12 protein-coding genes are annotated in these 12,904 nt (G+C 73.8%); 9 read left to right on the forward strand and 3 right to left on the reverse strand.

Features of this window, described 5'->3' with window-relative positions; translation table 11 throughout:
• Nucleotides 1-61 precede the first annotated feature (61 nt).
• Nucleotides 62-781 (forward strand): methyltransferase domain-containing protein, encoded by a 720-nt coding sequence (locus BLW85_RS31085; RefSeq protein WP_074994257.1) that lies wholly within the window; start codon nt 62-64, stop codon nt 779-781.
• A gap of 127 nt (nt 782-908) precedes the next feature.
• On the opposite strand, the gene BLW85_RS31090 is transcribed toward BLW85_RS31085, so the two are convergent.
• The gene (locus tag BLW85_RS31090) at nt 909-1,970 is read right to left on the reverse strand and encodes a glycoside hydrolase family 11 protein (RefSeq protein WP_074994260.1); all 1,062 of its coding nucleotides are present in this window, start codon (nt 1,968-1,970) and stop codon (nt 909-911) included.
• Nucleotides 1,971-2,515: 545 nt separating this feature from the next.
• Between BLW85_RS31090 and BLW85_RS31095 the strand changes: the two genes are divergently transcribed.
• The 6 genes from BLW85_RS31095 to BLW85_RS31120 all read left to right on the forward strand — a co-directional run bounded on the left by BLW85_RS31095 (nt 2,516) and on the right by BLW85_RS31120 (nt 10,214).
• Complete coding sequence (locus BLW85_RS31095) at nt 2,516-3,349, forward strand: M55 family metallopeptidase (protein WP_070023545.1); 834 nt, start codon at nt 2,516-2,518, stop codon at nt 3,347-3,349.
• Nucleotides 3,342-4,646, forward strand: coding sequence for a M20/M25/M40 family metallo-hydrolase (locus BLW85_RS31100; protein ID WP_074994263.1), 1,305 nt, complete (start codon nt 3,342-3,344; stop codon nt 4,644-4,646). Before BLW85_RS31095 ends, BLW85_RS31100 begins: the two co-directional genes overlap by 8 nt.
• Nucleotides 4,647-4,662: 16 nt before the next feature.
• Entirely contained in the window at nt 4,663-6,615 is a 1,953-nt protein-coding gene (locus BLW85_RS31105) for a S9 family peptidase (RefSeq protein WP_403424535.1), read from the forward strand.
• Complete coding sequence (locus tag BLW85_RS31110; RefSeq protein ID WP_074994268.1) at nt 6,612-7,535, forward strand: S66 peptidase family protein; 924 nt, start codon at nt 6,612-6,614, stop codon at nt 7,533-7,535. The genes BLW85_RS31105 and BLW85_RS31110 overlap by 4 nt, the downstream gene beginning before the upstream one ends.
• Nucleotides 7,536-7,597: 62 nt before the next feature.
• A complete protein-coding gene (locus tag BLW85_RS31115; protein ID WP_070023538.1) occupies nt 7,598-8,182 on the forward strand; it encodes a GNAT family N-acetyltransferase in 585 nt (194 codons plus the stop codon).
• Between the two features lie 40 nt (nt 8,183-8,222).
• On the forward strand, nt 8,223-10,214 hold the full coding sequence (locus BLW85_RS31120; RefSeq protein ID WP_074994271.1) for a DUF5107 domain-containing protein: 1,992 nt from the start codon (nt 8,223-8,225) through the stop codon (nt 10,212-10,214).
• A 3-nt stretch (nt 10,215-10,217) separates the two neighbouring features.
• Here the strand turns inward: BLW85_RS31120 and BLW85_RS31125 are convergent, their stop codons facing one another.
• Nucleotides 10,218-10,565 (reverse strand): VOC family protein, encoded by a 348-nt coding sequence (locus tag BLW85_RS31125; RefSeq protein WP_070023535.1) that lies wholly within the window; start codon nt 10,563-10,565, stop codon nt 10,218-10,220.
• 81 nt (nt 10,566-10,646) lie between these two features.
• Between BLW85_RS31125 and BLW85_RS31130 the strand changes: the two genes are divergently transcribed.
• The gene (locus BLW85_RS31130) at nt 10,647-11,099 is read left to right on the forward strand and encodes a phage holin family protein (protein ID WP_074994274.1); all 453 of its coding nucleotides are present in this window, start codon (nt 10,647-10,649) and stop codon (nt 11,097-11,099) included.
• 12 nt (nt 11,100-11,111) lie between these two features.
• Here the strand turns inward: BLW85_RS31130 and BLW85_RS31135 are convergent, their stop codons facing one another.
• On the reverse strand, nt 11,112-12,071 hold the full coding sequence (locus BLW85_RS31135) for an LLM class F420-dependent oxidoreductase (protein ID WP_070023533.1): 960 nt from the start codon (nt 12,069-12,071) through the stop codon (nt 11,112-11,114).
• A 185-nt stretch (nt 12,072-12,256) separates the two neighbouring features.
• Between BLW85_RS31135 and BLW85_RS31140 the strand changes: the two genes are divergently transcribed.
• On the forward strand, nt 12,257-12,877 hold the full coding sequence (locus BLW85_RS31140; protein WP_143060476.1) for a hypothetical protein: 621 nt from the start codon (nt 12,257-12,259) through the stop codon (nt 12,875-12,877).
• Nucleotides 12,878-12,904: the final 27 nt, after the last annotated feature.

The raw sequence follows: 12,904 nt of genomic DNA on the forward strand, positions 1-12,904 counted from the left end.
CCCTTGCCCGTGGCCCGCTCCCCGCGATATCCCGATCACGCAACCGATCGTGGGAGAGCGCATGAACGTTTCGGACAACTACCGTGACAACTGGGAGAGTTACTGGAGCGAGACCTCCGACGCTCCCGGAGAGGCGATCTGGGACTCGGACCCCTCGCTGACCGCCGAGCCGCACAGCGCGCTGCTCCTGCCGCACGCGGACCCGGCGCGCACCATAGTCGACCTGGGCTGCGGCAACGGTACGCAGACCCGTTATCTCGCCACCCGGTTCGCCCGTGCGGTGGGCGTCGATCTGTCGCACGCGGCCGTGGCACACGCCCGGCGCGCCGCGGGGGACGCGCCCGTGGAGTTCGAGCAGCTCGACCTGACCGACGGCGACGCGGTCAAGGCCCTGCACGACCGGCTCGGCGACACCAACGTCTACATGCGGGCCGTCATCCACCAGAGCGAGCCCGCCGCGCGGCCCGCGGTCGCCGCCGCCGTCGCCACGCTCATCGGCAGCGCGGGCCGCGCCTTCGTCGTCGAACTCACCTCGGCCTCGCGCGAGGTCCTGCGCCGCGCCGCGGCCGAGCCCTCCGGCCCGCCGCCCAAGCTCCAGCGGGTCTTCCACCACCAGCTCAAGCCGGCCGACGCCGACGACGCCGAGATCCCCCGGCTGCTCGCCGAGGCGGGCATGACCGTCCTCGCCGAGGGCGACACCGCCCTCCCGCAGACCGAGCACCTCACCGACGGCACCCGGATCGACCTGCCGGCCCGCTGGTTCGTGCTCGCGGGCAGGTAGCGGCGCCGCGGGGCGCGGGCCGGCGACGGTGCCGGGACGTTGCGTCGCTCGCCCGCGCCCTCCTGCCGGGCGAGACCGGCCACCGCGGCGACCTCGCCGCGGTGGCCGGCCGGTCGGCCGGAATGGTTCAGCCGGCGGTACAGGACACCGTCGGAGCGCCGTTGCTGCCCGAGTAGCCGGCGTTGAACCCGAAGGAGGTGCCGGCGCCGGCGGCCAGCGAGCCGTTGTTGCTCGCGTTCGTCACGGTGACCGTGTTGCCGGACTGGGTGTAGCTGCCGTTCCAGAGGCTGGTGACCGTCTGGTTGCCGGGGAACGTCAGCTTGACGGTCCAGCCGTTGATGCTGGAGGAGCCGGTGTTCTTGACCGCCACCGAGCCGGTGAAGCCGGAGCCCCAGTCGGAGGAGTTGGCGAAGGTCGCGGTGCAGCCGCCGCTGCCGCCGCCACCGCCGCTGGGAGGCGGGGTGGTGCCGCCGCCACCGCTGCTGCTGCCGCCGCTGGTGACGGTGATGTTGGAGCTGCCGCTGCTCTGGTAGCCCTCGGTGGCCAGGATCTCGTAGTTCGGGGTGCCGAGGTTGAGGCCGAGGTTCTTCCAGGCGTTGAAGATGTTCGAGACGGTGATGGTGCCGCCGGTGCGCTTGGCCTGGCGGACCGCCCAGTACTGGTCGAACGTCGCGGTGCCCTCGATGGACGGCGCGTTGACGCGGGTCGTCTTGTACAGGTCGTACGTGCTGCCGTCACTGCTGACCGAGCCCAGCTTGGTGGCGCCCGAACTCGGGTTGTAGTTGCCGTAGTTGTCGACGATGTACCACTCGATCAGCGGGTTGGTGGTCCAGCCGTACAGCGACAGGTAGCAGTTGCCGTTGCAGTTCCACGTGCCCGAGTACGAGACGGTGTTGTTGTTGCCCGGGTTCCAGCCGGTGCCGGCGACGACGTTCTGCGCGGCCGAGTTCCAGGTCAGGCTGTAGTTGCTGCCCGATCCCAGGGTCATCGTGGCCCCGCTGGACTGCTCCCAGAACGAGTAGAAGTAGCCGTTGTTGGTGCCGGTGCTGTTCGAGGTGATCGTCGTGCCGGCCTGCGCGGCGCCGGGCAGCGCGAAGGCGAGCACGGCCGCCGCCGCGGCGGCGACGAGCCCTCGGACGACAGCCACGAGGCCGCGTCTGCGGCGCATCCCGTGGATCAGCGTACTCATGGGGGTGTTTCCTCCCTGTGCGGGTGTGGAGGGCCTGCGGTGCGCCAGGTCCCGGGTCGTCACCGACCGAGACCCGTAGTGACAGGTGCATGACACATTCGGCCGCCGGGCGCTGCGGCCGGGAACCGGGTCGGCGTGCGGCCCGAGCCGCCGGCGACGGGCACCGGCGATGGCGAACAGTCTGGACGGCGGCCGGTGTGTGTCAACAGTTTCGGTAGAAGTTTCGAAATCTTTCTGTTCGGCGAATTTCACCGACAAGAAACGAACTTGCTGGTCAGGCAGTCGTTTTGTTGCTGCGATCACATGCTCTCCCGAGTTCGGTCAAAGTTTTGGGCATTTGGAGGACCGGCGAGTACATGCGATTTCGAAAGTTTCGACCGATGGCACAGTCCGCGCCGCTCCCTGACCAGACGTCTCCGTGTGAGGCGGCGGCCGCGGTGGGGCGGGGCGCACGGCGCCTCCGCCCCGGCGCGCGGGAGGCGATCGGCCCCGACCTTCTTCCGGCTCGTAGGAACTTTCCCCTCCGGCGCGTAACGTGGCGCAGCATGAAGATCCTCATCAGTGCCGACATGGAGGGGGCCACGGGCGTGACCTGGCCGGCCGATGTGCTGCCGGGGACGCCGCAGTGGGAGCGGTGCCGGACGATGTTCACCTCGGACGTGAACGCCGCCGTCGAGGGCTTCTTCGACGGCGGCGCCGACCAGGTGCTCGTCAACGAGGCCCATTGGACCATGCGCAACCTGCTGCTCGAACGGCTCGACGAGCGGGTCGAGATGCTCACCGGACGGCACAAGGCGCTGTCCATGGTGGAGGGCGTCCAGCACGGCGATGTCGACGGCATCGCCTTCGTCGGCTACCACGCCGGCGCCGGCATGGAGGGCGTCCTCGCCCACACCTTCCTCGCCAACCAGATCACCGGCGTCTGGATCAACGACGTCCGCGCCAGCGAGGGCCTGCTCAACGCGCATGTCGTCGCCGAGTACGGCGTCCCCGTCGTCCTCGTCACCGGCGACGACGTGGCCTGCGAGGACGCGCTCGGCTACGCGCCCGAGGCGCTGAAGGTCGCGGTCAAGGACCATGTGTCCCGGTACGCGGCCGTCTGCCGCACCCCGGCCCGCACCGCCGCCGACATCCGCGCCGCCGCCAAGGAGGCCGCGCGGCTCGCCGTGCGCCACGAGCCCGTCGAGGCCGGGCCGTTCACCATCGCCGTGGAGTTCGACGCCGAGCATCTGGCGATGGCCGCGACCGTCGTGCCGGGCGTCGCGCGCGCCGGTGAACGCAAGGTGGTCTACACCAGCGCCACCATGTACGAGGGCATCCGCACGTTCAAGGCGGTCACCACGATCGCCTCCGCCGCCGTGGAGGAGCAGTATGGCTGACCCGCAGGCCCTCGACGAGGTCGTGGAGTTCACCTCCGGGCTGATTCGGATCGACACCACCAACCGGGGCGGCGGGGACTGCCGGGAGCGGCCCGCCGCCGAGTACGCGGCCGAGCGGCTGGCCGGCGCCGGCCTGGAGCCGCGACTGCTGGAACGCACCCCGGGCCGCACCAACGTGGTCGCCCGGATCGCGGGCACCGACCCGTGTGCCGACGCCCTGCTGGTCCACGGTCACCTCGACGTGGTCCCCGCCGAGGCCGCCGACTGGAGCGTGCACCCGTTCTCCGGGGAGGTCCGGGACGGGGTCGTGTGGGGGCGGGGCGCCGTCGACATGAAGAACATGGACGCGATGATCCTCGCCGTCGTCCGCTCCTGGGCCCGGCAGGGCGTACGGCCCCGCCGGGACCTCGTCATCGCGTTCACCGCCGACGAGGAGGCCAGCGCCGAGGACGGCTCCGGGTTCCTCGCCGACGCCCACCCGGAACTGTTCGAGGGCTGTACCGAGGGCATCAGCGAGTCCGGTGCCTTCACCTTCCACGACGGCGCCGGGCGGCAGATCTACCCCATCGCGGCGGGGGAGCGCGGCACCGGCTGGCTCAAGCTGACCGCCCGCGGGCGCGCCGGACACGGCTCCAAGGTCAACAAGGAGAACGCGGTGACCCGGCTGGCCGCCGCCGTCACCCGCATCGGCGAGCACCAGTGGCCGCTGCGGCTCACCCCGACGGTGCGCGCAGCCCTCACCGAACTGGCCGCCCTCTACGGCATCGAGCCCGACTTCCGCGACGTCGACCGGCTGCTGGAGAAGCTGGGCCCGGCGGCCAAGCTGGTCGAGGCGACCGTCCGCAACAGCGCCAACCCGACGATGCTGGACGCCGGTTACAAGCTGAACGTCATCCCCGGCGAGGCCGTCGCCCACGTGGACGGACGCTATCTGCCGGGCGGCGAGGAGGAGTTCACCGCCACCCTCGACCGGCTCACCGGCCCGGACGTCGCCTGGGAGTTCGCCCACCGCGAGGTCGCCCTCGAAGCCCCGGTGGACGCGCGGCTGTTCGACCTGATGCGGGACGCGGTGCGGGAGTTCGCGCCCGAGGGGCATGTCGTGCCGTACTGCATGTCCGGCGGCACCGACGCCAAGCAGTTCTCCCGGCTCGGCATCACCGGTTACGGCTTCGCGCCGCTGAAACTGCCCGAAGGACTCGACTACCAGGCGCTGTTCCACGGCGTGGACGAACGCGTGCCCGTCGAGGCGCTGCACTTCGGCGTCCGTGTCCTGGACCGCTTCCTGCGCACCGCCTGACGAAATGGGGGAGGACATGATGAAGACGCCGTACGGCACCTGGCCGTCGCCCATCGACGCCGCGCTCGCCGCCGCCCACGACGGCCGGCCCGACTGGGTGGGGATCGTCGGCGAGGAGACCTGGTGGACCGAGCCCCGCCCCGGCGAGGGCGGCCGGCGCGCCCTGATACGGCGCCGCGCGGACGGCTCCGAGGAGTCGCTGCTGCCGCCGCCGTGGAACGTGCGCACCCGCGTCATCGAGTACGGCGGCCGGCCCTGGACCGCCGTCGCCGAGGAGGGCGCGCCCCTGGTGGTGTTCGCGCACTTCGCCGACCAGCGGCTCTACCGGTACGAGCCCGGCGGCACCCCCCGCCCGCTCACCCCCCTCTCGCCGGTCGGCGGGGGACTGCGCTGGGCCGAGCCGCACATCGACCTCGCGCGCGGCGAAGTGTGGTGCGTGCTGGAGGAGTTCACCGGCGAGGAGCCCGGCGACGTCCGGCGTGTCCTGGCCGCCGTACCGCTGGACGGCTCGGCCGCCGAGGACCGCGCCGCGGTGCGCGAACTCACCGCCGACGGACACCGGTTCGTCACCGGGCCCCGGCTGTCGCCGGACGGCCGGCGCGCCGCCTGGCTCGCCTGGGACCATCCGCGGATGCCGTGGGAGGGCACCGAGCTGCGGGTGGCGGAGGTCGGGGAGGACGGCACCCTGCACGAGGCGCGTACCGTCGCGGGCGGCCCGGACGAGGCCGTCGCGCAGGTGGAATGGTCCACGGACGGCAGGATCCTGTACACGAGCGACCGCAGCGGCTGGTGGAACCTCTACCGCGACGGCACCCCCCTGTGCCCCCGCGAGGAGGAGTTCGGCGGCCCGCTGTGGCAGCTGGGCCTGCGCTGGTTCGCGCCGCTCGACAACGGGCTGATCGCGGTCGTCCACGGCAAGGGGTCGACCGTACTCGGCATCCTGGATCCCGAATCCGGCGAGATCGTCGACGCCGCCGGGCCCTGGACCGAGTTCGCCGGCAGCCTCGCCGCGCACGGCAGCCGGATCGTCGCCGTCGGCGCCAGCCCGCGCACCGCGTACGAGGTGGTCGAGCTGGACACCACCACCGGCCGGGCCCGCGCCCTCGGCGCGCGGCACCGCGACCCCGTGGACCCCGCCTACTACCCCGAGCCGCAGATCCGCGTCTTCACCGGCCCCGACGGCCGCGAGGTGCACGCGCACGTCTACCCGCCGCACCACCCCGGGCACGCCGCGCCCGACGGCGAGCTGCCGCCCTACGTCATCTGGGCGCACGGCGGGCCCACCAGCAGGGTGCCGCTCGTCCTCGACCTGGAGATCGCCTACTTCACCTCCCGCGGCATCGGCGTCGCCGAGGTCAACTACGGCGGCTCCACCGGGTACGGGCGCGCCTACCGCGAGCGGCTGCGCGAGCAGTGGGGCGTGGTCGACGTCGAGGACTGCGCGGCCGTCGCCCGCGCCCTCGCCGAGGAGGGCACCGCCGACCCCGCCCGGCTCGCGATCCGCGGCGGCAGCGCCGGCGGCTGGACCACCGCGGCCTCGCTGGCCACCACCGACGTCTACGCCTGCGGCACCGTCATCTACCCGGTCCTGGACCTGACCGCCTGGGCCTCCGGCGGCACCCACGACTTCGAGTCGCGCTACCTGGAGTACCTGATCGGTTCGTTCACCGAGGTGCCCACCCGTTACACCGAGCGCTCCCCGGTCACCCACGCCGACCGGCTCACCGCGCCGTTCCTGCTGCTCCAGGGGCTGGACGACGTGATCTGCCCGCCCGCCCAGTGCGAGGAACTCCTCGCCCGTGTCCAGGGCCAGGGCGTCCCGCACGCCTACCTCACCTTCGAGGGGGAGGGCCACGGATTCCGCCGGGCCGACACGATGATCCGCGCCCTGGAAGCCGAACTGTCCCTGTACGCCCAGGTGTTCAAGCTGGACGTACCCGACGTACCCCGACTGGAGCTGCACACGTGAGAGCACTCGTGCGACCACCGCGACTCGCCCCCGGCGCCCGGGTGGCCGTCGTCGCGTCCAGCGGACCGGTGCCCGAGGAACGCCTCCAGGCGGGCCTGGACGTGCTGCGCGGCTGGGACCTCGACCCGGTCGTCATGCCCCATGTCCTGGACCGCCACGACACGCTGGGCTACCTCGCGGGCAGTGACGCCGACCGGGCCGCGGACCTGCAACGCGCCTGGTGCGACCCGTCCGTCGCCGCGGTGCTGTGCGCGCGCGGCGGCTACGGCGCCCAGCGCATGGCCGACCTGGTCGACTGGGACGCGATGGCCGCGGCCGGGCCGAAGGTGTTCGTCGGCTTCAGCGACGTCACCCACCTGCACCAGGCGTTCGCCACCCGGCTCGGCCTGGTCACCCTGTACGGGCCGGTCGCCGCCGGGATCGACTTCGTCAAGAACGCCCGGACGCAGGAACACCTGAAGGCCACCCTCTTCGCGCCGGAGACGGTGCGGACGATCGCCACGGCCGGAGCGGCGCTGGTGCCCGGCCGGGCCCGCGGGGTGACCCTCGGCGGCTATCTCGGCGGGCTCGCCGCCGACCTCGGCACCCCGTTCGCCCACGACGGTGCGCGCGGCGGACTGCTCATGATCGAGGACGTGACCGAGACGCCGTACCGCATCGACCGGTTGGTCACCCAGTTGCTGCGCTCCGGCTGGCTCGACGGCGTCGCCGGGATCGGGCTCGGGTCCTGGGAGAGCTGCGGACCGTACGAGGAGGTGCGCGCGGTCCTCGCCGACCGGCTCGGCGGACTCGGGGTGCCGGTCGTCGAGGAGATGGGGTTCGGGCACTGCGAGGGCGCGCTCACGGTGCCCCTCGGCGTCCCCGCCGAACTGGACGCGGACACCGCGACCTTGACCCTGGAGGAACCCGCGCTGAGCTGACCCGGCCCCCCGCGCGGGGGCCGTGCGCGCGAGACGGCGCGGACGCGTCGTAGGCTGGCCGGATGCCGCACACCGCGTCCCGCTACCTCGCCGAAGGCCCCCGCGTGGGCATCCGTCACTTCACCCTCGGGGACGGCCCCGAGTTCACCGCCCGCGCCCGCGAGAGCAAGGACCTGCACCGTCCGTGGCTGTTCCCGCCGGACGGCGAGGAGGCGTACGCGCAGTACGCCGGCCGGCTGATCGAGGACCCGTCGAAGGCCGGGTTCCTGGTGTGCGAGAAGGACGGCGGGGACATCGCCGGGTTCATCAACATCAACAACATCGTCCGGGGCGGCTTCCAGTGCGGCGCCCTCGGCTACGGCGCGTTCGCGCACGCCGCCGGGCGCGGCCTGATGCGCGAGGGCCTGGCCCTGGTGATCGGCCACGCGTTCGGTCCGCTCGGGCTGCACCGGCTGGAGATCAACGCCCAGCCGGGCAACACCGCCTCCCTCGCGCTCGCCCGGGGCGCCGGGTTCCGCCTGGAGGGCTTCTCCCCGAAGATGATCTACATCGACGGGGACTGGCGGGACCACGAACGCTGGGCGCTCACCGCCGAGATGCCCACCACCGGCCGACCCGCGCCGACCACGCCCTTTGCGCAATCCTGACCGTCAGCTCCCCTGGCCGAGCCACCGAACGCCGGGTTCCATGGCCCTCGTGACGAGGATCCGACGTGCGGTACTGACCCTGCCCGCGGCCGAGCTGGGCCCCGACAACCCGCTGCCCCCGCTGCGCCCCCTCGACGAGGTCCACCGCGTCGACGGCCGCGTACCGGGCGGGACGCCCCGGGACATGGCGCACCAGCTCGGCCACGCCCCACTGCGCGACCTGCTCCCGGTCCGCGTGCGCGACGGCTACGGCAGAACCCGCGAACCCCGCCGCCTGGACGCCCTGGTGATCGAGAACGACCGGCTGCGCGCCACCGTCCTGCCCGGCCTCGGCGGCCGCGTCGCCTCCCTGCTCCACCTGCCCACCGGACGCGAACTCCTCTACCGCAACCCGGTGTTCCAGCCCGCGAACTTCGCCCTCAACGGCGCCTGGTTCTCCGGCGGCATCGAATGGAACATCGGCGCCACCGGCCACACCACCCTGTCCTGCGCCCCCCTGCACGCCGCCCCCGTGCCCGCCCCGGACGGCGGGCGGATGCTGCGCCTGTGGGAGTGGGAGCGGCTGCGCGACCTGCCCTTCCAGGTCGACCTGTGGCTGCCGGACGGCTCCGACTTCCTGTACGTCGGCGTCCGGATCCGCAACCCGCACGACCGCCCGGTGCCCACCTACTGGTGGTCCAACACCGCCGTGCCCGAGGAGGTACGGATCCTCGTCCCGGCCGACGAGGCCTGGTACTTCGGTCACGAGCGCCGGCTGCGCCGGGTGCCCTTCCCCTCGTACGAGGGCGCCGACCGCAGCCGCCCCCTCGCCGGGCCCCACGCCGCCGACTACTTCTACGAGGTACCCGACGGCCGGCGCCGCTGGATCGCCGCCGTCGGCGCGGACGGGCACGGGCTGGTGCAGACCTCCACCGACGCGCTGCGCGGCCGCAAGCTGTTCGTCTGGGGCAGCGGGCCCGGCGGGCGCCGCTGGCAGCGGTGGCTCACCGAACCCGGCACCGGCGGCTACTGCGAGATCCAGGCCGGCCTCGCCCGCACCCAGCTGGAACACGTCCCGCTGGACGCCGGGGGCGAGGTGTCCTGGCTGGAGGCGTACGGCCCGCTGGACGCACCGGCCGAGGGGGAGTGGGGCGAGGCCGTCCGGGGCGCGGCCGAACGGCTGGAGACGGCCCTGCCCCGGGCCCGCGTCGAGGCGGCGTACGCGGCCTGGCGGGCGCACGCCGACGCCGAACCCGGCGAATTCCTGGCCACCGGCTCCGGCTGGGGCGCACTCGAAGTACTGCGCGCGAACCGGAAGCTGCCCGGCACCCCGTTCCCCGAGTCCACCCTCGGCGAGGCCCAGGAGCCCTGGCGGGAACTGCTGCGCACCGGCGCGCTGCCCGCGCCGCGCCGGGCGGAGCCGCCCGGCGAGACCCTCGTCGCCCCGCACTGGCGCGACCTGCTGGAGTCCGCGCCCGCCGCCCCGCACACCGAGTACCACCTCGGCGTCGCCCAGTGGCACGCGGGCGACCGCGCCCAGGCCGTCCGCAGCTGGGAACGGGCCCTGCCCGGCGCCCCCGCCCGCTGGCCGCTGCTGCGCTGCCTGGCCGTCGCCGACCAGGCGGACGGCCACCACGAACGGGCCGCCGACCGGTACGCCGCCGCCTTCGACGACCTGTGCGAGCACCCGCGCCGCGAACTCCCGGACGCGGGCGCCCCGGACGCCGGCGACGAGACCTGGACCGCCGTCCGGGCGGCGCTCGGCCGCGAGAGCCTCCAGGCGCTGCTCGCCGCCCGGCGGACGGCGGACGCCCGCGCCGTCTGGGAGCGCCTGCCGCCCGCCGTCCGCCGGCGCGGCCGCTTCCGGCTGCTGGAGGCCGAACTGCTGCTCGCCGAGGGGCGGGGGGCCGAGGCCAGGGCCGTCTTCGACGCGGACTTCGAGATCGCGGACCTCAGGGAGGGCGCGGACGTGCTCGACCGGGTGTGGGCCCGGCTCACCGACGAACCCCTGCCCGGCCACTACGACTTCCGGATGCGCCCGGACCCGGCCTGAGGGTCAGCCGCGCTGGTCCACGTACTCGAAGATCGAGCCGTCGGGGTGCATCGCCAGCAGGTTGCGGCCCGCCGGCGTCGGCACCGGCTCCACCAGGATCCGGGCGCCGAGACCGGTGAGCACCTGGTGCGCCTCGCCCACGTCCTTGACGGCGATGGTCGCCTTCACTTTGCGCAGGATCTCCAGCTCCGCCTCGGGGCCGCTCATCAACAGGAAGGAGCCGATCGCGGCGACCTGGACCCCACCGCGTTCGAAACGCTGTGCCGTGCCGCCGGCCAGACGCTCGTAGAAGGGGATCGCGGTCTCGATGTCGGCCACGCAGATGCGCAGCGAGGCGCCCATAATCTCCATGCGGCCGAGCCTAGTTGGGACCGCCGCCGGCGCGCAGGCCCCCCGGAGTTACCCGCCGTGCGCTCAGGGTACTCGCGTGGCATGAACCGTTCACAGCCTTTGGATCATCTGGAACATCTCGACAAGGAGCTGGTCGAGGAGCTGGCTCAGGTGGCGCGCGTGACGGTGCGCGAGGAACTGCGCGAGCAGACCCGCAAGCAGCGCCGCACCGCGACGCTCTACGCCGCCTCGGGCGCCACCGCGCTGTACGCGGGCGGCGCCGTGGCCCTCGCCGTCGGCCTGGCCCTGGCCATCGGCCTGCCCGGCTGGGCGGCCGCGCTGATCACCGCGGCGCTGCTGGCCGCGGCGGCCTACGCCCTGCGCGCCGGCGCCCGCTCCCACCGGGGCCCGCACACGCCGCACCGCGTGGCCGGCGGCACCCCGCCGGCCAGCCCGCCGGGCGGGCTCGGCCTCCCGTACCCGCCGATGCCGCACGACCCGCCCCGCACTCCAGCCGACATGGCCGCGGAGGAGGACGTCCCGCGCGGCCACTGACGGCGCGGGGCGTCAGACCTCGGCCAGCCTCGGCAGCACCTTCGTCCGGTAGAAGTCGAAGAAGCCGCGCTGGTCCGGGCCGATCTGGTTGACGTACACCCGGTCGAAACCGGCGTCGGCGAAGGCCCGCAGCGCCGAGACGTGGTCGTCGGGGTCGTCGCCGCAGACGACGTTCTCCCGGACCATGTCCTCGGTGACCAGCTCGTGCAGCTGCTCGAAGTGGCGCGGGGAGGGCAGCACCTGGCCCATCTCGCCGGGCAGCAGCTCGTTGTACCAGAGCCGGTGCACGGTGCGGACGCACTCGTCGCGGTCGGCGCCGTAACAGACCTTCGTACCGCCGCTGACGAGCCCGGCCCCGCCGCCGCCCTTGCGGTAGGCGGTGACCATCTCGTCCTTCGGCATCATCGTGATGTAGCCGTCGCCCACCCGGGAGGCGAGCGAGATCGCCTTGGGGCCGAACCCGGAGATGTCGATGGGCACGGGCTCGTCCGGGACGGTGTAGAGGCGGGCGTTCTCCACGGTGTAGTGCGTGCCGTGGTGGTTGACCTCCTCGCCGGTGAACAGCCGGCGCATCACCTGCACCGCCTCCTCCAGCATCTCCAGGCGGACGTGCACCGGGGGCCAGCGGTCGCCGAGGATGTGCTCGTTGAGCGCCTCGCCGGTGCCCAGGCCCAGCCGGAAGCGGCCGCCGGTCAGCACCGCGCTGGTCGCGGCGGCGTGCGCGGTCACCGCCGGGTGCATCCGCACGGTCGGGCAGGTCACCGCCGTCTCGATCGGCAGCGACACCGCCTGTGACAGCGCCCCGATCACCGACCAGACGAAGGGGCTCTGACCCTGCGCGGCGTTCCACGGGTGGAAGTGGTCGGAGATCCACAATGCCCGGAACCCGGCCTGCTCGGCCATCCGGGCCTGCTCGACGAGAGCCGCCGGCCCGTGCTCCTCGCTCGCCAGGAAATAACCGTATTCGGGCATGGACGCACCTCCGCGTGCGGGAACCGGGTGTGACTGGCTCGCCCCCGGGTAACCGGACCCACCGCCGCGAAACGCCCGCCGGGACCGGCGGGCCCCGCGCACGGGTGGGCCGCGCGAGCGTTTCGTTGCCATGCCCCCGGATACGCGGAACACCTCGGACGAGCCGCACCGCCGGAGGCGCAACCGTGAGTCGACCGCGCGTGGTGATCGTCGGGGCCGGTTCCGGCGGGTACCGGGCCGGGATCACCCTGCTGAACCCCGCCGACCACTTCCCGTACCCGCCTCTGCCGCCGCGGGTCGCCGGCGGAGTCCTGGAGGCCCGCGGGGTCGCCGTCCCGCTGACCGGCGCCCTGCCGTCGGGCCGGCCCGGGGTGTTCGCGTGCGGGACCGCGAGCGCCGTTCCCGACGTGGGGGAGCCCGGTGCGCTCCCCCCGACGACCGCCCGGCACGCCTGGCGGCAGGGCCGGCTCGCCGGACAGGAGGTGGCCGCCTCGCCCGGCCTCGGACGGCGCCGCCGCCCGTACCACCACCGGGAGCCGGGCTTCGCCGTCGATCCCGGCGGCGCCCTGACCGCCGTCGGCCCCGTCGGGCGTCCCGCCGTCCGGACCGGTGGCCGGCGCGGTCGTCCGCGCCCGCCACCCGCTCGCCCTGCCGGGCGACCGCCTGCGGGGGCCGCCGACCGGCCGCCGGGCACCGTACCGCTCTGCCAGGGCGTGCGGTTCGGGCTCGTCCGGCCCTGGGCCGCCCCACCGGATTCGGCCTCGCCGGAACCGCCGCGCGAGCCGCCCGGCGCCCCGGCCCGGTGAACCCGGGCCCACCCGCCGGGACTTACC

The organism is Streptomyces misionensis (assembly GCF_900104815.1).
GTDB lineage: Bacteria > Actinomycetota > Actinomycetes > Streptomycetales > Streptomycetaceae > Streptomyces > Streptomyces misionensis.